General features: G+C 70.2%; 15 protein-coding genes. 7 read left to right on the plus strand and 8 right to left on the minus strand.

Annotated features, from left to right (window positions below):
* Positions 1–40: 40 nt before the first annotated feature.
* Positions 41–2,959 carry a UPF0182 family membrane protein gene (locus V6S02_RS08170; RefSeq protein WP_336400463.1) on the minus strand — a complete coding sequence of 973 codons (2,919 nt, stop codon included), beginning with the start codon at positions 2,957–2,959 and terminating at the stop codon, positions 41–43.
* Between the two features lie 79 nt (positions 2,960–3,038).
* The gene (locus V6S02_RS08175; protein ID WP_336400464.1) at positions 3,039–4,181 is read right to left on the minus strand and encodes a YlbL family protein; all 1,143 of its coding nucleotides are present in this window, start codon (positions 4,179–4,181) and stop codon (positions 3,039–3,041) included.
* 197 nt (positions 4,182–4,378) lie between these two features.
* Between V6S02_RS08175 and V6S02_RS08180 the strand changes: the two genes are divergently transcribed.
* The gene (locus V6S02_RS08180; RefSeq protein ID WP_336400802.1) at positions 4,379–5,692 is read left to right on the plus strand and encodes a zinc-dependent metalloprotease; all 1,314 of its coding nucleotides are present in this window, start codon (positions 4,379–4,381) and stop codon (positions 5,690–5,692) included.
* A gap of 766 nt (positions 5,693–6,458) precedes the next feature.
* Here V6S02_RS08180 and V6S02_RS08185 read toward each other — a convergent pair.
* Positions 6,459–8,255, minus strand: a complete 1,797-nt coding sequence (locus tag V6S02_RS08185; protein ID WP_336400465.1) for an ATP-dependent helicase — start codon at positions 8,253–8,255, stop codon at positions 6,459–6,461.
* Entirely contained in the window at positions 8,252–9,172 is a 921-nt protein-coding gene (gene nudC / locus V6S02_RS08190; RefSeq protein ID WP_336400466.1) for an NAD(+) diphosphatase, read from the minus strand. The genes V6S02_RS08185 and nudC overlap by 4 nt, the downstream gene beginning before the upstream one ends.
* A 77-nt stretch (positions 9,173–9,249) precedes the next feature.
* On the opposite strand from nudC, the gene V6S02_RS08195 reads away from it, so the two are divergent.
* Positions 9,250–10,482, plus strand: coding sequence for a phosphotransferase (locus tag V6S02_RS08195; RefSeq protein ID WP_336400467.1), 1,233 nt, complete (start codon positions 9,250–9,252; stop codon positions 10,480–10,482).
* Positions 10,483–10,494: 12 nt separating this feature from the next.
* Here V6S02_RS08195 and V6S02_RS08200 read toward each other — a convergent pair whose 3' ends face one another.
* Together V6S02_RS08200 and V6S02_RS08205 are read right to left on the minus strand one after the other, a co-directional pair.
* On the minus strand, positions 10,495–13,815 hold the full coding sequence (locus tag V6S02_RS08200) for an ATP-dependent DNA helicase (RefSeq protein ID WP_336400468.1): 3,321 nt from the start codon (positions 13,813–13,815) through the stop codon (positions 10,495–10,497).
* A complete protein-coding gene (locus tag V6S02_RS08205; RefSeq protein WP_336400469.1) occupies positions 13,812–17,027 on the minus strand; it encodes an ATP-dependent helicase in 3,216 nt (1,071 codons plus the stop codon). The genes V6S02_RS08200 and V6S02_RS08205 overlap by 4 nt, the downstream gene beginning before the upstream one ends.
* Before the next feature lie 150 nt (positions 17,028–17,177).
* Between V6S02_RS08205 and V6S02_RS08210 the strand changes: the two genes are divergently transcribed.
* Positions 17,178–17,402 (plus strand): DUF3107 domain-containing protein, encoded by a 225-nt coding sequence (locus V6S02_RS08210; protein WP_124293535.1) that lies wholly within the window; start codon positions 17,178–17,180, stop codon positions 17,400–17,402.
* 10 nt (positions 17,403–17,412) lie between these two features.
* A complete protein-coding gene (locus tag V6S02_RS08215) occupies positions 17,413–17,703 on the plus strand; it encodes a hypothetical protein (RefSeq protein ID WP_141938989.1) in 291 nt (96 codons plus the stop codon).
* 37 nt (positions 17,704–17,740) lie between these two features.
* Here V6S02_RS08215 and V6S02_RS08220 read toward each other — a convergent pair whose 3' ends face one another.
* Positions 17,741–18,457: a ferritin-like fold-containing protein gene (locus tag V6S02_RS08220; protein WP_124293537.1), complete on the minus strand. Its 717-nt coding sequence runs from the start codon at positions 18,455–18,457 to the stop codon at positions 17,741–17,743.
* 189 nt (positions 18,458–18,646) lie between these two features.
* On the opposite strand from V6S02_RS08220, the gene V6S02_RS08225 reads away from it, so the two are divergent.
* Positions 18,647–20,110, plus strand: coding sequence for a DEAD/DEAH box helicase (locus tag V6S02_RS08225; protein WP_336400470.1), 1,464 nt, complete (start codon positions 18,647–18,649; stop codon positions 20,108–20,110).
* A gap of 89 nt (positions 20,111–20,199) precedes the next feature.
* Complete coding sequence (locus V6S02_RS08230; protein WP_240638594.1) at positions 20,200–20,625, plus strand: SHOCT domain-containing protein; 426 nt, start codon at positions 20,200–20,202, stop codon at positions 20,623–20,625.
* Between the two features lie 27 nt (positions 20,626–20,652).
* Here V6S02_RS08230 and V6S02_RS08235 read toward each other — a convergent pair whose 3' ends face one another.
* On the minus strand, positions 20,653–21,513 hold the full coding sequence (locus tag V6S02_RS08235) for a PHP domain-containing protein (protein WP_336400471.1): 861 nt from the start codon (positions 21,511–21,513) through the stop codon (positions 20,653–20,655).
* A gap of 97 nt (positions 21,514–21,610) precedes the next feature.
* Here V6S02_RS08235 and V6S02_RS08240 point away from each other — a divergent pair, with 97 nt between their 5' ends.
* Complete coding sequence (locus V6S02_RS08240) at positions 21,611–22,633, plus strand: endonuclease/exonuclease/phosphatase family protein (protein WP_336400472.1); 1,023 nt, start codon at positions 21,611–21,613, stop codon at positions 22,631–22,633.
* Positions 22,634–22,650 lie beyond the last annotated feature (17 nt).

The raw sequence follows: 22,650 nt of genomic DNA on the forward strand, positions 1-22,650 counted from the left end.
GGTGCCGGGGCATCCGCTCTGCTCTCGCTCGTGTCGAGGTCTACTGCTCTCCGAGCTCGATGAGCCGCTCGACCGCCGCGGTCAGTCGCGCGTCGGCTTCGCCGTAGGCCGCCCAGTCGGCCGCCTGAAGGGCCGCCTGGCGGTCCATCATCGCGTCCTGGGCCTCCTGCAGCGCAGCCTGATACTCGTCGGCCGGGGGCACCGTCGGCGCCGGGGTCTCGCCGGCGTCACCGGTCTCGGAGGGCGTCGGCGTCGGCGTCGGCGTCGGGTTGGCGTCCGGTGGCACATCCGTGTCACCGGCCGTGGCCCCCGAATCCCCGCCGAAGAGGGTGTCGAGCGCCTCGTTCAGAGTGTTCTCGAAGGCGATCCGATCACCGAAGGCGACGAGCACCCGCTGAAGGGTGGGCAGCTGCGTGCCGCCCGAGGACTGCACGAACACCGGCTGGACGTAGAGCAGACCGCCGCCGACGGGGAGCGTCAGCAGGTTGCCGTTGAGCACGTCCGACTGTCCCTGCGACAGGATGTTGATCTGCGCGGAAACGGTGGGATCGGCGTCGAACGTGTTCTGCACCTGTCCAGGTCCGGGAACCGGGGTCTCGGCGTCGATCTCCAGCATCCGGAGCTTGCCGTAGCCCTCGCTCTTGACCCCCGCCTCGGAGCCGGCATTGGAATCGACCGCGAGATACCCCATCAGGACGTTCCGGCTCGCGCCGCCCTCGGACGAGGGGATGAAGGTCGTGAACATCGAGTAGCTCGGCGCCTCCTGGCCCGGCATCTGGATCGTGGAGTAGTACGGCGGCTGGAAGCTGCCCGGGTCCTGCGGATCCTCGGGGGTCGCCCAGGCGTTGTCGCGCTGGTAGAAGGCCCGGGCGTCATCGACGTGGTACACCCCGAGCATGGCGCGCTGGATCTTGAACAGATCCGTCGGGTAGCGCACGTGGCTCATCAGGTCTGCCGACATCTCGCTGATCGGCTGCACCGTCGACGGGTAGACCTTCTGCCAGGCCTGGAGGATCGGGTCCTCCTCGTCCCACGCGTACAGGGTCACCGACCCGTCGTAGGCATCGACCGTGGCCTTGACCGAGTTGCGGACGTAGTTGATGTCGTCGATCGCGAACCGCGGCTGGACGTTGTTGGCGTCGGCGATCGCCTGCTGCAGACTGACCGTCGTCGAGTACGGGTAGTTGGCGCTCAGGGTGTAGCCGTCGACGATCCACACGATCCGGCCGTCCACCACGCTCGGGTACGGGTCGCTGTCGAGGGTCAGGTAGGGGGCCACCTTCTCCACGCGCGTCAGCGGATCGCGGTCGTAGAGGATCTGCGATTCCTCGTTGACGAAGTCCGAGAAGAGGATCTGCTCCGACTGGAACTTCAGCGCGTAGATCAGGCGGTTGAAGACGTTGCCGACGCTCGGTCCCCCGTCGCCGGTGAAGGTGTAGCGGGTCTCGTTCTCGCCATCCGCGCCCGACGGGTAGTCGAGCTCGAACGGCTCCGTTCCCGCCGGAGCGCCCACGATCGAGTAGGGCGGGGAATTCTCGCCGAAGTACACACGCGGCTGGTACTCCTCCTCCTCGGTGAGGACGCCCGAGACCGGGATCCCGCGCTCGATGAACTCGGGGAAGCCCTCGACGGTGCGCGCGTTGCCACGCGCGGCGACCATGCCGTAGCCGTGCGTGTAGACCACGGTGGTGTTCTGCCAGGTCGAAGCCTGCCCCAGACGCTCCACGTCCAGCTCGCGCACCGAGACGATGGCGTCCTGCGACTGGCCATCGATTTCGTAGCGGTCCACATCCAGCGTCTCAGGGAACTGGTAGAACGCGCGGTACTGCTCCTGCTGACGCACGGTCGGGCTGATGATGGCCGGGTCCATGATGCGGATGGATGCCGTCGTCTCGGCGTCCTCGCGCAGCTGTCCGGGCTCGACGTCGGTGACGGCGGAGAAGTCCGTCTTCTCCAGCCCGTCGATGCCGTAGGCCATCTTGGTCATGTCGATGTTGCGCTGGTAGTACTCGCTCTCGAGCGTGAGCTGATTCGGCCTCACCTGGAAGGTGTTCAGCACCCACGGGTAGCCGACACCGACCACGATGGCGGAGATGACCAGGAGCGCCGTGGCGATGAGGGGATAGCGCCACCGACCGATCACGGCCGTGATGAAGAACAGGATCGCGACGATCGCGGCGACGATCGCGAGGATCGTCTGACCGGGGATGACGGCATTGACGCCGGTGTAGCCGGGGCCGGTGATGCGGTCGTAGGGCTCGACGAGTGTGCGGTACCGGTCGAGCCAGAGGCTTCCCGCCTGAACGAGGAGGTACAGGCCGGCGATGATCGCGAGCTGGATGCGCGCCGCCTTGGAGATGCGCAGTTCGCGCTGGCCGACGCGGACCGAACCGTAGAGGTAGGCCACGAGCCCCGACACCAGGAGGCACACCAGCAGCACGGCCGACGCGAAACCCAGGACAGCGCCGTAGAACGGCATCGCGAACATGTAGAAGCCGGTGTCCAGACCGAACTCCGGGTCGGTGACCGTGGTCTGGACCCCGTTGAACCACAGCCAGGTCACCTCCCACTGGGTCGAGGCGGCGAAGCCCGCGAAGAAGCCGAAGAAGACCGGGATCCCCCACATGGCCAGCCGGCGCAGCGGCTCGACGACCTCCTGGTACCGATCGAGTTGCGAGCTCAGGCGTGCATAGACCGGCCGCAGTCGATAGGCCAGCTGGATGGCCAGCCAGACCGGGATCCCCATGGCGAGGAAGCCGACGGCGAACATCACCACACGCGCGACCCACTGGGTCACCAGCACCGATGTGAACTCCAGTTGGTCGTACCAGAGCCAGTCGGCGTAGAGGTTGGCGAAGATGAAGAAGGCCGCCACAAGCGCCGCGATCACGGCAAGGGTGATGGCGATCGCCCGTCGGGATCGGGAGGGTGCGGCCTGCGGCGCGGGGGTCGTGGTCACAGAGTCAATCCTAAGAGGGCGTTTCCCGGCCCACGCGCGAGCCGGGTGTGGTCAGGGTGAACGCTCAGCCCGCTGTCGGTCAGCCGGCTGCGGACGTCGTGGCGGTGCAGGTGGGAAGCGCGTCGAGGTCGCCGCCATCTGCCACGGTCTCGACGGCGGTGAGGGCGTCATCGAGGTCTTCCACGGCGAAGACGCGCAGCCCGTCGGGGACGTGTCCGACCACCTCGTCGCAGTTCGCCTGCGGGGCGAGGAACCACTCCGCACCGGCGCCCACCGCGCCCCACATCTTCTGGCGGATGCCGCCGATGGGGCCGACGGCACCATCGGCGGTGATGGTGCCGGTGCCGGCGACATCCTCTCCGCCGGTCAGGTCGCCGGGAGTGAGAAGGTCGACGATGCCGAGGGCGAACATCATTCCGGCACTCGGGCCGCCGACGTTGTTCAGCTGGATCTGCACGTCGATGGGGAAATCGAACTCGGTGGCGAGGACGACGCCGATGACCCACGAGGTGGTGCCGTTCGCGTCCGTCTGTTCGGTCGGGGTGACCGAGACGGTCTGCTCCGCTCCGTCTCGCAGAATCGTCAGTTCGACGTCGTCGCCGTCGCCGTCGTTGATGACCTCACGCAGATCGACGACCCCGTCGACAGGGGTGCCGTTCGCCGCCAAGATGACGTCATCGACCTCGAGGACGGCCTGCGAGACGGAGCCTTCGGAGAAGTCGTACACGACGATGTCCGACGGCACATCGAATCCCGCCTCCGTGAGCGCTGCCGCCGTGGCGTCCTGCTGGGAGTTGACCATCATCGTGGTGCTCTCATTCCGACGCTCCTCCGTGGTCTGCCCCGCAGGGAAGACCGACTCGAGGGGAAGGACCGCGCGGGTGCGGTCGAACCACGCGCCGGCGAGCTCCAGCCACGAGGGCGTCCGCTGCGGGTTGCCCACGACCTGCACGGTGAGAAGGTCCAGCGACCCGTCGGTGGGATAGGTCTGCGCACCGTCGACGGTGATGAGCGGAACGTCCTCACCGTCGGCGTTCTGCGCGGTGCCCAGGGTGTTGTACACCGGTCCGGGCTGCTGGATCACGTAGGCGGTCGGGAGGAAGGTGAGGACCAGCAGCACGACCAGCGCGACCACCAGCGCCCAGATGCCCGCCAGCGTGGCTCGGCTCATCGGCCGCCGTGGCGGCGGCGTGACCGTCACCTTCTCGTCGAACAGCACCACCGGTGTCCCTGCTTCCTGCTGTGAGCCTCGTGCCGATGTCGCTGATCGTTCGCGACCGGCGTAAGGGTTCGCCCGGTCTGTTCGGAGAGTGCGATCATCCGTGGGACTAGCGTAGACACCACGTCTTTGACCCGGCTGAGAGGGCGATACACGTGCCAGACGACGACCGCAGCCCCGAGAATGAGTTCCAGGAGCTCATGCGCCAACTGTTCGGCGGAGGTGGCGGTGCTCCCGATCCGGAGGCGCTCGCCCGACTGTCGGGGATGAACATCGATCCCGCCATGATGCAGACGATCATGTCGCAGCTGCAGGGGGCGTTCGCCGCCGGCAGCGACGGCATCCCGTGGGACATGACGAAGCGCGGCGCCCTCCACATCGCCAACCAGGACGGCCTGAGCGTCACCGGCGGCCAGCGGACCGACCTCGATCAGGCGTTCTCGCTGGCGAACCTGTGGCTCGGCGAAGCGACCTCGGTGTCGGACCTGTCGACGACACCGAAGGTCATCACGCGTGGCGCCTGGGTCGAGGCGACGCTTCCTGTCTGGCAGGAACTGGCCGAGCCCGTGGCCACGAGCATCACCGATGCTCTCACCCGGGCCCTCAGCGAGCAGGCTCCGGAGGAGATGAGGGCACTGGTCGAGGGCGCCGGCCGGCTCATGCGCACCGTCGGCGGGTCGCTGTTCGCCTCGCAGCTGGGTCAGGTCGTCGGAAACCTGTCCAAGGAGGTCGTCAGCGGCGGAGACGTCGGCATTCCGCTCATGCCCGACGGCGAAGCGGCGATCCTGCCGCAGAACTTCACCGACTTCGGGCGCGACCTCGAGATCCCCGACGATCAGCTCGCGCTCTACGTCGCCGCCCGCGAGCTCGCCCACGCCCGCCTGTTCCGTCACGCCCGCTGGTTGCGGCTGCACGTCATCTCGCAGGTCACCGAGTTCGCTCGTGCGATCCACGTCGACACCGATGCGCTGGAGGACCTGGCGACGCGATTCGATCCGTCCGAGCCCGACGAGCTGCGCCGGGCCCTGGAGAGCGGCGCTCTTCTCCCCCCGCGCACCGATGCGCAGAACGCTGCCCTCGCCCGCCTGGAGAACCTTCTCGCGACCATCGAGGGATGGGTGGATGTGGTCACCGAGGACGCCACCTCCCGCCTCCCCTCCGCCGCGCGGATCGCGGAAGCGGTCCGCCGTCGCCGCGCGGTCGGGGGACCTGCCGAGCGCGCACTGGGCTCGCTGGTGGGCCTCGAGCTCCGGCCGCGGCGCATGCGGGAGGCCGCCGCGATGTGGCGTGCGGTGACGGACGCGGTCGGCATCGCCGGTCGAGACGGCCTGTGGGACTACCCCGACCTCATGCCCGGAGCCGATGACATCGACGACCCGTCGGCGCTCGTCGCGCGACTGCAGGCACGTGCGCGGGGCGAAGCACCGGCGCGTGACGAGATGGACGATGCGCTGGAACGTCTGCTGTCGGGTGAGGCGGACTCGGGCGAGCCGGAGGATCCCCGGCCGGTGTGACCCCCCGACCTCTCCTGCACAGGCGTGCGGTGAGGGGCAGGAGCACCCCGGATCTGTGGACAGTCGCCGCACGACGATCGCGGCGACGAGGATCGGGGCATGCTCCGATTGGATCCGGCTTTCCCTCCGCTGTGGCGCTCCCCCTGGGCGGTGCAGTTCGGGCTTGATCCGGTGGCGACACTGACCGCTCCGGCCGTATGGCAGGAGCGTCTGATCCACGAGCTGGGGAACGGTGTTCCCACCGCGGCCCTGCCCCTCGTGGCGGCGTCGGTGGGCGCCCCCGCAGGAGCCGCCGAAGATCTCCTCGCCGAGATCTCACCGGCGCTGGAGAGACCACGCCCGCCGTCTCCGACGCGAGTGGTCATCCAGGTGGGAGATGATGTCGCCCCGGCGGTGATCGAGACGCTCCAGGATGCGCTGTCGTGCTGCGGTCTCGCGTGGGAACGCGCCGTCTGGCCCGGCGACGCGCCATCGGATCCCGCCGTGCCGGTGATCGCCCTCGCGGCTCACCTCGTCCACCCCGCTCGTGCGGCCGCTCTGATGGCCTCAGACGTGACACATCTGCCCGTCATCCTGGCCGGGAGCCGTGTGCGCGTCGGTCCCCTCGTCGTGCCGGGTGTCACGGCCTGCCTCAGCTGCCTGGCTCTGGCGTCGACCGATGCGGACGGCGGCTGGCCCCTGCTGGCTGCCCAGCTCTGCGGGCGGCCGATCTCCGAGGTCGCGGCGACCCTCCTCGTCGAGGCCGCAGCGCGAGCGGTGCGGCTCCTCAGCGGCGAGGGGACGACGCCGTCGACGACGACGACGACGACCGAGCTTGTCTTGTCGACCGCGTCGGTGCTCCGATCCCTCCGGCACCACCCGCACGAACGGTGCGGGTGCCGATCTCCTGCAGGAAGCGCGACGGGCGGCGATCACGCGCTCCGCGCGACCAGCTGAGATCCAGGGTCCGCACGGCGCGCGTGATACCCACGTAGGCCAGTCGTCGCTCCTCGTCGATCGTCTCGAACGTCTGCGCATAGGAGATGGGCAGCACGCCCTCTGCGAGGCCGACGAGATACACGTGATCCCACTCCAAGCCTTTCGCGGCGTGGAGGGTGGCGAGCGTCACCGTCCGGAGCGTGGGCTCCTCCTGCACCTTCGCCCGCCGGAGCAGATCGTCGGCGAACTCCCGCAGGGTCGTCCCCTCCGGCGCCTCCTCCGCCAGACGGAGCAGAGCCGCCCGCGCCTCCCACGCATCGCGCACGGCGCCGCCGGCCGGCGGCGGGTCGTCCGTCAGACCGAGCGAGCGCAGCACATCGCGAACCGCCTGCACGAACGTCCCTGTCAGGGGTGCCACGGCGGCGGCGCGCAACGCCATGACCGCTTGACGCACCTCGGGGACGTCGAAGAACCGTCGACCGCCGAGCACACTCGCCGCGATCCCGACGTCCGCCAGCGCCCGCAGGAGCTCGGCCGACTGCGCGTGGGCCCGGTAGAGCACCGCGATCCCGGCGGGATCGGCGCCCGCCGCGATGCGGGCGCGGATGCGAGCAGCCACCGCCCGAGCCTCGTCACGCTCATCGTCGAAAGCGGTGACCGTCGGCAGCGGCGCGGCGTCGGCGCCATCCGCGTGCTCCGCGGGATGCTCTCCCTCGTTGCGTCCGGCAGCCACCAGGCGCAGCGCACCGGGACGGTCCTTCATCAGCGCGTTGGCGACCCCGAGGATGGCCTGCGTCGAGCGGTAGTTGCGTTCCAAGCGGATGACGCGGGCGTCGGCGTGGCGCCGCTCGAAGTCCAACAGGAACGTCGGGTCCGCTCCTGCGAAGGAGTAGATGGTCTGGCTGGCGTCGCCGACCACGCACAGGTCGCGTCGATCGCCGAGCCACAGCTCGAGGAGGCGGGCCTGGAGCGGCGAGACGTCCTGATACTCATCGACGGTGAAGTGACGGTACTGCTCGTGGATGGTCGCGGCCACGCGCGGCTCGGCCTCGATCATCCCCGCGCACGCCAGCAGGACGTCTTCGAAGTCGATCTGCCGACGCTGGTCCTTCAGCTCCTCGTAGGCACGCTGGAGGCGCGCCACCCGCTCGACGTCCAGGCCCCCCACCCCCTGGGGTCGAGCGCGGACGTACTCCTCGATCGAGCGCATCGTGACCTTCCGCCACTCGATCTCGGAGGCGACATCCCGCAGAGTCGCGGTGTCGGGCTCGAGCCCGATTCCGTCGGCAGCGTGTGCCAGAAGTCGCACCTTGTTGTCGACGATCGACGGCATGGAGTCCCCCGCGAGCGTCGGCCAGAAGTAGTTCAACTGCGCCAGCGCCGTCGCATGGAAAGTCCGTGCGGAAACCCCTTCGACGCCGAGGGCCCGCAGACGTGCGCGCATCTCACCGGCGGCTTTCGTGGTGAAAGTGACCGCCATCACACGACCGGGCGAGTAGGCGCCGGTATCGACTCCGTGTGCGATGCGGTGGGTGATGACGCGGGTCTTGCCGGTTCCGGCTCCCGCGAGCACCACGACGGGTCCGCGCAGCGCCGTCACCGCCTCGAGCTGCTGCTCGTCGAGGTGTTCGAGCGGACCGTTCACGGCGATCCCGCCGCATGCCACTCGCTGATGAGCCGATGCGCGATCGACGCCGGTCCAGGAAGCAGAAGATCCCCGCGTCCGCCGAGGGCGTCACCGATCTCCTGGCGGTGGAACCAGCGCAGGCTCACGATCTCTTCGCCGTCCGGCCGGGCTGCGCCGGCGTCGACGGCCTCGGCGGTGAACCCCACCATGAGCGAACGCGGGTACGGCCACGCCTGCGAGGCCCGGTATCGCACCTCTCCGACCTCCACACCGGCCTCCTCCCGAACCTCCCGACGGACCGCGCCCTCGAGGGACTCGCCCGCCTCGACGAACCCCGCGAAACAGGAGTACCGCTGATCGGGCCATGCGGCATTCGACCCGAGCAGCAGAAGATCCGGGTCATGGCGATTCGTGATCGCGACGATCACGGCCGGATCGGTGCGGGGGAAGTGCTCACGCCCGCAGGACGGGCAACGGCGCGACCACCCCGCGTGGAGGACCTCGGTGCGAGCGCCGCAGGCGGGACAGAACGGCGCCTCGAGCAGCCACCGTCCGAGGCTCACCGCCGTGACGGCAAGCGCCGCCTCGGTGCGATCGAGATCGGGGGCGGCGACCCGCAGCGACTCGGTCGTCACCGATGGGTCATCGTCCCCCGGCGCGCCCTCATCGGCGGCGAGCACGGCCATCAGCATGGCCGCGCCGCGCTCGTCCCGACCCAGGAACGCCCACTCCGCGACCTGACCGGCAGCCGCCGGGCCGACCCACCCGTCCACCGTGTCCCACGCGAGACCCCCGTCGCGCAGGCGCACCCGCTCCCCCGAGATCGCGAGCACGCGCGTCGCGGGATCGCCGAGGACCGTCGGAAGCAGCTCCGCGATGATGCGTTCGTCCGCAGCACGGTCCCACCGCGCTCGGGCGCTGTCGGAGGATGTCATCGAGACCTTCCCGCGTTGGTCGATGAGCCAGGGCGTGGCGCGAAGGCCCGGCGGCATGCCCGACCTACCCTGGGCTCATGGCACGCTCACCCCTCACTCTAGCCGCGTCGGTGACCTCGGCTCTGCCCGGCGCAGGCGTCGTCGGTGTCGCCGCGCTGACAGAGAACAGCGCTGGACGATACGACTCCGCGCTGGTCGATCTCGATGACGGACGCCGCGTGGTCGTGCGCGCCCCGGTCGATGACGGCGCCGCGACGGAGACCGCGGCCGAGGTGCGCGCACTGACGGTGCTCACGTCCGGTGTGCGCGGGCTTCTTCCCTTCCGTGTGCCGACCGTGCTGGGTCAGACACCTCTCGTCGGCGGTCGTGCCGTCGTGGTCGACTTCCTACCGGGGTATCGGGTCGATCCGCCGCACCTGCCCGCCGGCCGCGGGGCCGCCACGTCTCTCGGAGAGGCGATCGCGGCCATCCACGCCCTTCCCGTCTCTGTCGTCCGCGACGAGGGGCTCCCTGCCCGCACGACCCGCCAGCTGCGCGACGACATCGAACGGACCGTCGAGCGCGCCGTGGCGACTCGCCGTCTTCCCCCGAGCCTCGATGTGCGCTGGAGCCAGGCTCTGAACGCCGAAGAACTGTGGCGCTTCGAGACCACCGTCGTGCTCGGCGGCGCCGGAGCCTCGTCTTTCCTCTTCGAGGACTTCGCCGGCGAGCCCCGTATCACCGGCGTCCTGGACTGGCACGGGCTGAGCGTGGGCGATCCGGCGGGCGACTTCATGTGGCTGGCCTCGGCCCCGGACGCCGCCGACGACGTCTTCGCCTCCTACCTCGCCCGCAGCGTTCACGCGCCCGACGGTCTACTGCGCGAACGTGCTCGGCTGTACGCCGAGCTGGAGTTCGCCAAATGGCTCGTGCACGGGCATGAGGGGGGACGCTCCGACATCGTCGACGACGCGGTGGAGCTTCTGGAGTCGCTGGCAGCCGGCGTGGCCGGCGACGACATCGTGCCGCAGGATCGCGGAAACGTCGACGATGCGATCGCGCTGCTCGACCGGGTGCCGGGGCCCGCTGCGACGGTCGTGGACACCTCCATGCAGACCGACGCCTACGACCCCGCCGAGGTCTCGGCGTGGTTCGGCGACGATGCAGACGAACAGGACGCCGCCGAGGACGCTCCTGCACCCGGTCGCTCGGCGGCGCCGGCCGACACCGCACCCTTGGACCTCGGGCCGATCCGCGAACGACTGGACGACGTGGGCGAAGCGGAGCGGGCGTCGCAGGCGGCGCTGCGACGCTGGGCCGTGTCGGAGTAGCGCCGGCGCCGCTCAGCCTCGGAGGACGAGGTCGTCCGCGACGTAATAGAGCGCCACGTCGATCTGCGACACCGGGATACCGTGCTTGGCGTGATACGCCCGACGGTAGAGCTCCAGCTGGACCATGCGCTCCTGGCGTTCCCGCGCGTTCTTCGGGGGCGCGCCGGTCTTCCAGTCGACGATCTCCACGCGCTCGCCGCGGCGGTAGACGGCATCGAGCTTGCAGATGATGATGTGGGGGCGGCCGTCAGGACCCTCCATGGTGAAGTCGATCTCGGCCTCCACCTCGATCGGCTGGAGGTCCGCCCACTCGGAGGCCAGGAAGCGCTCCTGCAGCCGAAGCAGCTCATCGACTCCTCGGGTTCCGGGCACAGCGGCGTCGCCGTCGATGGGTCCGGTGTCTCCCTCATCGAGGTCGTCCCAGAGCGCGTCGTCCAGTGACGCCGCGCTCCCGGCGATCCCCGATCGCCGTTCCACCCACTCATGGAAGAGCGTGCCGATACGCGTCTGGCGGTAGGGGCGCTCAGGGAGCGGGCGGGAGCCCGCATCGGCGGGTGCGCCGTCCACCCGAACGACGTCTTTGTACCTCGAGGCCGGAATGCGGGTAGGGAGGGGTCCGGCGCGGTGTCGTGCACGCGCACGACGTTCCGCCAGCAGCATCCGCACCTCGTCGTCCGGGGTGACCGCAGGCGCATCCAGCGCCTCCCGCACCAGGCGCGCCGCCTCCTCGACCCGCTCCCGACGGGCCCCGAGCGGATCGATGGGCCACGGGAGGACCCTCCGGTCGCCGTCGTACGGATTGGACTCGAGATCGGGCTCGTCGAAGTCGATGCCGAGTGCGTCGGAGATCTCGCGCAGGAACACCCCCGTGGCCCTCGGCCGTTTCGTCCCCGACCAGGGCGAGGCGGTCAACAACAGATGCTCACGCGCGCGGGTGACGGCGACGTAGGCCAGCCGTCGGTCCTCGTCGAGCTGCCGGGAGCGATGGGCGGCGATGAAAGCGTCGATCTCGCGCTTGAGATCCTGCTGGGTGGGAGCGGCCTCCGCCTGCCACGGCAGGGGCGGAAGCCATGCCGCATCACCCCGGAACTCGTAGGGCAGAACCCCGAAGCCCAGCCAGCCCCTCGTATCCTTCGCGGCGGAGGGGAGTTCGTCGGTGACCATGCGGACCACGGCGACGGCATCCCACTCCAGCCCTTTCGATCCGTGGATCGTCAGCAGCTGGACGACATCGTCCTCGGGAGGCTCCGTCCGGGGAGCGAATTCATCGACCTTCTCCGCGTGATCGAGCCATGCCAGCAGGCTCGCCAACGACCCCGTGTCGTCGGCGGCGAGGAAGGCGTGCACCTCATCGAGGAAGGCCCGCAACTGTGCGGAGGCGATCCGCATGGGGCCGCGCGTCTCGTTCGAGGCCAGTTCGATGTCCAGCAGCAGTTCCGACTCGATCAGGCGGATGAGCTCGGGCAGGGGCGCACCGGCGGCATGGCGGAGCCCCGCGAACACCGCGCCCGCCTCCTTCAGCCGCCCACGCGCCTCGGACGTGAAGCCCGCCAGCCAGCCGTGATCGGGGGCGGAGCGCACCACGAAGTCCAGGGCGTCCACGAGCGATGCTCGGTCCTCCCCCGCGCCGGCGCGGACCCGCTCGGCGACGACGTCGTCGAGGGGTTTCAGCGCGGAATCGTGGGTTGCAAGACGACGGGCGAGCTCGGCGAGCGCGCGGAGATCGGCCAGCCCGATGCCCCACCGCGGACCTGCGAGCAGGCGGATGAGGGACGAACCGGCGGTGGGGTCGCTGATGACGCGGAGGGCGCTGACGACGTCGACCACTTCGGGCGTGGAGAGCAGTCCGCCCAGGCCCAGGATGCGATGCGCGATACCTCGTCGCCCGAGGGCATCGCCGAAACGCACCATGTGCTTCTTGCTGCGGAAGAGGATGGCGCCGGTGGTGGGGAGACCGGCACGGCGCCGCTCGGCGCGCACCCGATCGAACCACTCGGCCACCCGCTCGGTCTCGGCGTCGATATCGGCTTCGACGGCGATCTCGACTGCTCCCTCCGGCGCGTCCGGCCGCGGGCGGAGCTCGGCCACGGCCACCGGCGAGCGCGGGGCGAGCGGGGCGAGAACCGCGCCCGCGGCGCGCAGGACGTCACGGCTGTTGCGCCAGCTGGTCATGAGGGCGTACGCACCACAGCCGGCCTCACCCGAGAAGGCGGCGGAGAATCCGCCCAGGTTGCCCGCACTCGCTCCGCGCCAGCCGTAGATCGCCTGATGGGGGTCGCCCACCGCCATGACCCCGGTACCGGCGAACAACTCGGCCAGGAGGTCGGACTGGATCACCGAGGTGTCCTGGTACTCATCGAGGAGGACGACCTGGAAGCGCTCGCGCAGCTCCGCGGCCACGCTGGAGTGCTGTCGGACCACCTCCAGCGCGCCGGCCACCTGGTCGGAGAAGTCGATGACGCCGCGTCGACGCTTCGCGTCGAGGTACTCCCGAGCGAGATCCGACAGCAGAGCGAGAGCCGACACCCGGCCTTCCGCGTCGGCCACGTCTTTGTAGACGGTGACGGACGCCTTGTTGGAGGGACGATCCAGAACTCCGGCGAACCTCTCGGGGAAGCGTCGCAGCTCCTCGAAGTCGACCTGGTTGTCGGCACCGTCGCGGGCGATGCGCAGTGCGGCGTCGATGATGGTGCGCAGCGCCTCGGGACGATCCTCGAGGCGGGGGTCGTCGGAATCGAGGACCACTCGCCTCATCAACAGCCAGGCGGCCGACTCGGACAGGACGGCGGTGTCGGTGTCACGACCGATCCGAACCGCGTGCTCGCGGACGATCTGGTCGGCGAAGCTGTTGTAGGTCGCGACGACCGGCCGCTCGAGGAGGTCATCGCCGGCACCGCCGTCCCCGCTCACGCCGGCACGATCGGCGAGCGAGCGCAGGTAGCCCCGCCGGGTCGCCTCGTGGTGCGCACTCTCGGTGGAGAAGAAGTGCAGCGCGCCGGCGGCGTGCAGTTCGGGCAGAAGGGGGAGCAACCCGACAGCCTCGAATTCACCGAGCCGACGCAGGCGACGCTGCACGCGCTCGGCCAGCTCGCCGGCTGCCTTTCGGGTGAAGGTCAGTCCGAGGACGGCGTCGCGGCGCACGAAGCCGTTCGCGATGAGCCACACGACCCGACCGGCCATGGTCTCGGTCTTCCCGCTGCCGGCTCCCGCGACGACGAGCGCGGGACGCAGTGGCGACTCGATCACCGCCGCCTGCTCGTCCGTGGGCGGGAACTGTCCGAGCGCGGCGGCGATCACCGCGGCCGTCAGACGCGCCGGTCCTGCGACGGTCACGACGCGCTCACCGCCCCGATGGTGTGGATCCGGCACAGTCCATGACTGTGCTCATCGCGGCAGTGCTCCTCGTACGGGGCGCGGAAGGACTGGCCGGTCATCACCGTGATGGCGGCGTGGATGCGGGACAGGAAGGCGGTGCGACGTTCCTCGTCGAAGGGCGGCTGCGTCGGAGTCACGAAGTCCCGCTGGGAGGCCGGCCGGAGCACGAGCAGGCGGGCGCCTCCGGAGGGCAGCCCCTCCGTCCCGGCGATGGAGCCGGCTTCGAAGGCCAGCTGATAGGCCGCGAGCTGAGGGTGATCGATGACCTTCGCGTCCGTCTGCGGCTCGCTCTTGCCGGTCTTCAGATCCACGATGACCACGGTGCCGTCGCCGGTGAGCTCGACACGGTCGATGTATCCCGACAGCACCGCCTGAGCCGTCGTCGCACGCTCGCCGACGGTGAGCCCGGCCGGGTCTTGGGGGTCGAAGTTCAGCGGGATCTCGAAGTGGGGTTCGGCGTCCAGGAGCCGTCCCCCATCGGCATCGAACCGGTGGAGGTAGCGCGCCAGTCGCCGGACGAGTTCGCGTGCCCGGGCCCGCTCGGCACGGTCCTGCCATGCCGCGTCGAACGCCAACTCGTGCCAGCGCCGCTCGACCACCTGCCAGAGGGTGTCTTCGTCCGTCCCCGCGGTGGCGACCTCGAGGGCGGCGTGGATGATCGTCCCGACGCCCGCGGTCGTGCCGCCGGGGTCGCCCCCGAGCTCGCCGATGAGCCAGTTCAGTTCGCACTCCTCGAGGGTGTGCAACCGGGACGGCGACACCCGCACCCGCTCGCGCGCGAGGTCGCGCAGCGGTCCGCTCGATGTCGGCGGACGCACCCCGTACCACTCCTCCGGCGACGCGCCGGGCACCTCCGCGGCCGCCAGCAGGGCCAGTTGCCCGGCCGCGGCGCGTACGTCGGCCGGGTCGGCCAGAGCGCCGGGCGCCGTCAGCGTGCGACGGTGGACCGCGACGAGGCCTCGCAGGCTCAGAGGATGCTCCGAGGATGTGGTGGGTGCCTCGGGATCGGGAAGAAGATCGAAGAAGACGCTCGGTCCCCGATCGTCGTCGTCGACGGCGGTGATCACCGTCTGCGACCGTGAGCGCGACAGCGCCCGGGCGAAGAGGCGGAGTTCATCGTGGAGGGCCGCGCGCCGCCGGTCCGGTCCGGCGACGCCGACACCGGTTCCGTCGGGATGATGCGCAGCGTCGGCGAGCCGCCAGGTCTCGAGCAGACTGCCGCGGTGGCGCGTGTTCGGCCAGACCCCGTCCTGAACGCCGGCGACGATCACCGTGTCCACGTCGAGGCCGAGTGCCGCTGCCGGCGTCAGCACCGCGACGACGTCGTGCGCGAGCGCGGCATCCAATCGGTCGTCGGCCACCGCGCTGTCGAGGATGCTTCGGATGAAGGCGCGCGCATCTGCGTCGACGGAACGTTCGACGAAGCGCTTGGCCGCCTGGAAGAGCGCGACCATCGCATCGAGGTCACGACCCGCCTGATCGGCGAGGGGGCCGTGTCCCTTCGCCTGCTCCACCCACGCACGCTCCAGACGACTGCGCTCCCACGCCGTCCACAGCAGCTCGTGAACGGTGGCGTCCTGCGCCACCTGTTCCCGAAGGCGCGCGAGGGTGTCGGCCACCGCAGCAGCGCGTCGGGCCTCCCGCGTGTCGACCAGCTCCCACTCGAGCGGATGGATCATCGCCGACAGCAGCAGGTCGCGCCCCGATCGGTCGCCGCCATCGGCGATCTCCCGATGCCGGAGCCCTGTGCGCAGTCTTCGCAGCTCGATGGCATCGAGGCGGCCGCACACTCCCTCGAGGGCCGCGGAGACATCGTCGGCCGACCACTCCTCGACCGGTCGATGAGCGAGTTCCACGAGCCGGAGGATGTCGCGGACGGCGCGCACCTCCCCCAGCGCACGACCCGTACCCTGGGAGCGCGCCGGGACCTCTCGCGCTGCGAGCTCGGTCTCGAGCGCCGCGACCTGGCGACTGTCATGGGCGATCACCGCCAACTCGCGCCACGGCACGCCGGCGAGCAGGTGACGTTCACGCAGGATCCGCGCGACGGTGTCGAACTCCTCCGCGGCAGACCTCAGCAGGAGCGCCCGCACGGAGGAATCCCCCGCGGTGGGGTCGGGCACGCGGCGGTGCGCCACGACCCCGGCGGCACCGATCCGCTCGACCACTCGGCGTACCGTCTCACGCTGGGCGCGCGTGCCACGGTGGCCCTGGCCGAGCACATGCACCGTCTGCAGTGAGGCGGCCAGCCGGGCGAAGTTCTCCGGCGACGCTCCCCGGAAGGCGCCCGCCCCGACGTCCGGGTCGCCGAAGGCCAGCACGGCGACGCCCCGGGCTGCGCAGGCCTCCAACAGTTCGATCGCGCCGAGCGTGAGCTCCTGTGCGTCGTCGACGAGCAGAACACGCACCCCGCCGGCGGCCGCGCCCGCGGCTTCGGCGTCGCGGGCTCCGCGGATGAGCCCGACGGCTTCGCGGACGAGCCCCGCGGCGTCGCGATGCGCACCTCGCATCGCCGCCCGCACGTCGAGGTACTCCCGGAAGAACGTCGCCAGCGGATGCCACACCTCCACCCCGTGCCGTCGGGCCAGGCGCTCGAGTGCCGTCGGCTCGACGCCCAGGGTCGTGCATTCGGCGAGGAAGGTGCGAACCTCGGTGCGGAATCCCGCCGTCGCCCGGATCTCGGGCCCGAGCCATTCCGGCCACCCGCGGGGGCGACCGGCTGCCTCGTCCTCGGCGTCACCGTCGAGCAGGTCGCGCAGCAGCTGGTCTTCGTCGCCGCCCGTCAGCAGCTGCGGCGCCTCCCCACCGGAGGCGACCTCGGCGGCGCGCACGATCTGGAACGCGAACGAGGGCACCGAACGGGCGGGAGCACCGGAGGTCGCCCTTCCCGCGGCCAGCGACAGCCGGTCGCGCAGGACCGTCGCGGTCTGCCGGGTGGGCGTGAGGACGAGGATCTCATCCGGGTCGGTGCCCTCGTCCACGAGGCGTCGGAATCTCTCGATGACGGTGAGGGTCTTGCCCGATCCCGGGGCGCCCACCACCACGCCCGAGGCGTCTGCAGGCAGTCGGACCACCGCCGACTGGTCCTGATCGAGGATCGGGGCGGCACCGCCGTCGGCCCCCGCGTCTCCCGGTGCGGGTACCAGCGCGAGAAGGTCGGTCGATGTCACGCTTCGACGCTAACCCGAGGCTCCGACAACCCCTGTCACCACACCGACGGGGCGTTCGCCCAGAGCGTGCCTGACCGCCCTCTCCCCCTCGGCCGGTGTCGTAGAGTTGCCATGCGCATCGAGGTCCGAGCGCGAGAGGAAGGCAGACACGTGGAGATCCGTATCGGTATCGCGAACACCGGCCGCGAGCTCAACTTCGAAACGAGCGAGTCGGCGGCGGACGTGAAGGCGTCGGTGGCAGCCGCGCTCGATGCCGGCGCGACCCACGTGAGCTTCGCCGACAACAAGGGCAACACCTACATCGTCCCCACCGCCGCACTGGCCTACATCGAGGTCGGGACCGAGGAGTCCCGCCGCGTCGGTTTCGTCGCCTGAGGACCCGCGCGTGCAGATCCTCCTGGCCTTCATCGCCGGCGCCGCGATCGGGATCTCGATCCACTTCCTGCTGCAGGGCCGCGACAGCCGCGGGGTGGTGCTCGCGCCGGTGATCGGCGCCGCAGCGTCCGGCATCGTCTGGTCGGCGCTGACCTGGTCGGGCGTGGGGATCGACAATCCATGGATCTGGCTGAGCGCCCTCGTCGCCCCGGCCGTCGTGACCGCTCCGGTCGTGGCCCTGCTCGCCCGCGCACGCGTCGCCGCCGACCGGCGGGAGCGCGAGCGGCTCGGCATCGCCTGAGCGGCGCCCGGGCGGTCCACGCCCGTACCGCGATCGCTCAGGCGGCGAGGCCCATGTCCTCCATGCGGCGCGAGTGCGCCGCCATGAGCGCCGTGAACACCGGTTCGACCCGCTTCTCGTCAGAGGCGGCGAGCGTCGGCGGACGCAGGGCGGCGCGTGCGATCAAGAGGGTGTCACCCACCAGACGCCGGCCCCACATCGCCAGCAGTGAGCGCCATTCGGGGTCGCTCTGGATCGTCTGCACGACCAGGTCGACGATCGCCTGCCGGTCATCGTCGGCGCGGAGGATGCGTGCGACCCGCCGACCGGTCTCGCCGTAGCTGGCGGAGAGGGCGAGATAGAAGTCGTCGAGCATGCCGGCGGTGATGTGCACCGAGAGCATCGTCTCCTCGGGCCTGACCCCGTGTGTGGCTCGACGGAACGCATCCAACGGCTCCCGGAACGGGAGCATGAGCGAGGTGGGGTCCTCGCCGCGGTCGCGGATCAGCGCCACGAGCTCCTCGTGCTTGGTCAGCGCCGCGCCCGCCGCCCGCGAGAGCGATTCCTTCTCGGCCAGCGAGGGGGTCATGGCGATCAGCTCGGAGAGGGTCTCGAAGAAGCCGAGCTGCAGATAGGCCGCCTGACCGAGGAAGGTGGTGACGTCCGGAGCCAGCTCGGCGAAATCCACGCGGCGCGCGTCGCCGAAATCTCCACGCGACCGCAACGACAGGGTCCGAGCGGTGCCACCCTGCCTGCGCCAGAACCAGTTCACCACGCAGGTCACCTTACCGTCGCGGCTCGCCGCGGAAAGGCCCTCGGCGGCCTTCCGGTCGCCGACGGGTATCCTGGGACGCGTTCCGGCATCGGATCGGAACCCCCGCGCCTGCGGTCGACGAAGGGCGTGGATCCATCACGCGGCCCGCGTGCCACCATCCGGGCCCCTTCGACAGACAGGCATGACATCGTGACGACTTTCGCCGAACTCGGCGTGGATCAGGACATCGTCGATGCGCTCTCCGCGCGCGGCATCATCGACTCCTTTCCCATCCAGGAGCAGACCATCCCCCTCGGCCTCCCCGGCCAGGACATCATCGGGCAGGCCAAGACCGGCACCGGGAAGACCTTCGGCTTCGGCATCCCGGTCGTCCAGCGTCTGGGGCTCGATCCCGCACCGGGCGTGAAGGCACTGATCGTGGTCCCGACCCGTGAACTGGCGGTGCAGGTCTACGAGGACATCGACATGCTCACCCGGAACCGCTCGACCTCGGTCGTGGCGATCTACGGCGGCAAGGCCTACGAGGGCCAGATCGAGCAGCTCCAGGCGGGCGCGCAGATCGTCGTGGGAACCCCGGGCCGACTGATCGACCTCGCCGGTCAGCGCCTCCTCGATCTCTCCGGCGCGACCGAGGTCGTCCTCGACGAGGCCGACAAGATGCTCGATCTCGGCTTCCTCCCCGACATCGAGAAGATCTTCCAGAAGCTTCCCGCCGTGCGGCACACCCAGCTCTTCTCGGCCACGATGCCCGGGCCGATCGTGACCCTCGCGCGTCGATTCATGTCGAACCCGATCCACATCCGGGCGAACGATCCCGACGAGGGGCTCACGCAGGCGAACATCAACCACCTCGTGTATCGCGCGCACTCGCTCGACAAGGACGAGGTCATCGCCCGCATCCTGCAGGCCGAAGGACGCGGCAAGACGGTGATCTTCACCCGCACCAAGCGCGCCGCGCAGCGGCTCGTCGACGAGCTCGGCGACCGGGGCTTCTCGGTGGTGGCGGTCCACGGCGACATGAGCCAGGAGGCCCGGGAAAGGTCGATGGCGGCGTTCAAGGCGGGAAAGAAGGAGATCCTCATCGCCACCGACGTGGCTGCCCGCGGCATCGACGTCGACGACGTCACCCACGTCATCAACCACACGATCCCCGACGACGAGAAGACCTACCTGCACCGTGCGGGGCGCACCGGCCGCGCCGGCAAGACAGGCATCGCCGTCACCTTCGTGGACTGGGAAGACCTGCACAAGTGGGCGCTGATCAACCGTGCGCTGGAGTTCGGTCAGCCCGAGCCCCTCGAGACCTATTCCTCCAGCCCTCATCTGTTCGAGGACCTCGGCATCCCCGCCGGCGTGCGCGGCCGGCTCACCACCGCCCCGCGCGCCGAGACGACGAAGACCTCCGGCGCCGCGTCCGATCGTTCGGCGCGCGCCGATGCGCCCCGCCGCCGCCGTCGGCGGAGTGAAGCCACGGCATCGCCCGACGCCGCGAGCGTGCAGGCCGAGCACGGCGCGGCAAGCGCGGCCGAGACCGCCGGCCAGGGCACGCACGACGGCGGCGGAAAGGAACACCACGACGGCAACGCCGCCCCGGCACGCCGTCGGCGCCGCCGCCGGGCTCCCCGCACCGGCGGCGCACCCACGGTCGGCTGACAACGTCCCGACGGTGAGCCCGTTCGAGCGATATGGTGAGCCAGACGCCGCAGGATGCGGCGTGTCACCTCGCTAAGAAAGGCACGACCGTGCGCTTCACCGACGTCATCGAGTACCAGGGATTCTGGGGATCGTTCTGGGACCTGATCTGGTGGTTCCTCTGGGCCTTCGCCTTCATCGCCTACCTGTTCGCGCTGTTCGCGATCATCGGCGACCTCTTCCGCGACCACAAGATGAAGGGGTGGGCCAAAGCGATCTGGATCGTCTTCCTCATCTTCGTCCCCTTCCTGACGGCCCTGGTCTATCTGATCGCACGCGGCGGCGGCATGGCCGAGCGCAGCGCCGCCCAGGTGCGTGCCATGCAGAAGGCGCAGGACGAGTACATCAAGTCCGTCGCCGGCACCTCGGCTCATCCGAGCCCGGCCGATGAGATCGCCAAGGCGAAGGCCCTGCTGGATGCGGGGACCATCACCCCGGAGGAATACGAGCGCCTCAAGGCCCGCGTCATCTCCTGACCGCAGCGGAGCGCCGCTCCGTCCTGGTCACCCCAGGACGGGGCTGCTTCCTCTCCCCAGCGCGATGATCCGCTCGATCATCGCCGTCTCGGTGCTGTTCTCTCCGGGGACATTGGGCTTTCCCTGCCCGTGGTAGTCGCTGGAGCCGGTGACGATGAGATCCCGCTCGTCCACGATCCGGCGCAGCTGACGAACCTGGTCGGCCATGTTCTCCCGGTGGCGCAGCTCCAGCCCCGCCAGGCCTGCGTCGAGCATCCGCTGCATCACCCCGTGCGGCAGCATCCCGCGTCCGGCCGGGTGTGCCACCACAGCCACACCGCCCGCCCCGGCGATCCGCTCGACGGCGGTGACCGGATCAGGCGCGTAGAGCGCGACGTAGTAGTCGCCTCCGGGGTGCAGGATGCGCGAGAAGGCCTCGGTGCGGTCGCGCACGTATCCGCGCGCGATGAGGGCGTCGGCGATGTGCGGTCGCCCCACGGTGGCTCCGTCGGCGGTCTGGGCCAGGATGTCACTCCAGTCCAGATCGAAGTCGGCGCTGATGCGCTCGGCCATCTCCTGCGCGCGGTCCATGCGCGAGGAGCGGATGCGGTCGGTGAGGACACGCAGCTGCGCGTCATCCGGATCGAAGAGGTAGGCCAGGATGTGCACGCTCCGCCACTGGTACTTGGCCGACAGCTCCATCCCCGGCAGGAACGTCACCCCCAGCGCAGACGCGGCGTCGGCGGCCTCACTCCAGCCCGCCGTGGTGTCGTGGTCTGTCAGCGCAGCCGTCCGCATCCCATGCCGGTGTGCGGCGGCCATCACCTCGGCCGGCGTCTCGGTGCCGTCGGAGTAGACGGAGTGCAGGTGCAGATCCCCCGGGCCCTGGGGTCCGCGAGAGGGGTGCATCCTCCCACGCTACCGTCGGCCGCAGGGCACGGGCCGCCACGGCGCCCCCCGGCGTCGGGCAGACGGATCTTTCAGACTCATCGCATAGTGTCGCGATGTGCTTCGCCTGGTCGGGATCCTGCTTGCCGTGGTGGCGGCGATCGCCGCCGCGGTCCTGACGTGGCCGTCGTTCTTCCGGCTCGACCGCACCTTCCCGGTGGCCCAGATCGTCTCCTTCCGCCCCCTCCTCGTCGTGGTGTTCGCCGCTGCGGCGATCCTCTTCCTCCTCGTGGCGATCATCCGGCCGATGCGGGCCCTCGCGCTGAGCCTCGCCCTCATCTGCGTCGCAGCATCGGCGGTGAGTCTCACCACCGTGCTCGGCCGTGGCATCGGCGCCGAGACCCTCCCGGAGAAGGGCGAGGGCAGCATCCGGGTCATGACGTGGAACACCGCCGGAGAGGCGACGACAGCCGAGAGCATCGCGCGGGTCGCCGTGGCGATGGATGCCGACGTCGTCACCCTCCCCGAGACGACCATCGAGACCGGAGAGCAGGTCGCGATCGCGATGCGCGAGCTCGGGCATCCGATGTGGGCGCACCACACCGAGTACTTCGCCGGCGAGGGATGGGACGCGCACTCCACCACCCTGCTCATCACTCCCGAGCTCGGCGACTACAGCGTGATCGAGTCGTCGGTCAACGGCACGACGAACACCTCCACGCTGCCGAGCGCGGTGGCGATGCCGGTCGACGGCGAGGGGCCCATCGTCGTCGCCGCGCACGCCGTGGCCCCTCGCCAGGAGTACATGGACCAGTGGCGCACCGACCTGCAGTGGTTGGCCGATCAGTGCGCCGATCAGAACGTCATCATGGCGGGCGACTTCAACGCCACCCTCGATCACATGGGTGGACTGGGCGTGGACGGGGGTGACATGGGTCGGTGCCGTGACGTGGCCAGTCGCACCGGCAACGGCTCGGTGGGAACGTGGTCCACGTCGGTGCCGGCGCTGCTGGGAACGAGCATCGACCACGTGATGGTCTCCCCGCAGTGGACGCCGACGGCGTCCGTGGTGCTGCGCACCATGGACGACTCCGGCAGCGACCATCGTCCCCTGATCGTGCAGCTCGACCCTGCGAGCTGAGACGCGGACCGGGCGAT

The organism is Microbacterium sp. CCNWLW134, assembly GCF_037083565.1.
Taxonomy (GTDB): Bacteria; Actinomycetota; Actinomycetes; order Actinomycetales; family Microbacteriaceae; genus Microbacterium.

What these genes read in the sequence shown, in the direction of transcription:
- V6S02_RS08180 (WP_336400802.1), top strand. Translation starts at nt 4,379, where the DNA reads ATGCGCCAACTGTTCGGCGGAGGTGGCGGTGCTCCCGATCCGGAGGCG.
- nudC (WP_336400466.1), bottom strand. Translation starts at nt 9,172, where the DNA reads ATGACATCCTCCGACAGCGCCCGAGCGCGGTGGGACCGTGCTGCGGAC.
- V6S02_RS08195 (WP_336400467.1), top strand. Translation starts at nt 9,250, where the DNA reads ATGGCACGCTCACCCCTCACTCTAGCCGCGTCGGTGACCTCGGCTCTG.
- V6S02_RS08235 (WP_336400471.1), bottom strand. Translation starts at nt 21,513, where the DNA reads ATGCACCCCTCTCGCGGACCCCAGGGCCCGGGGGATCTGCACCTGCAC.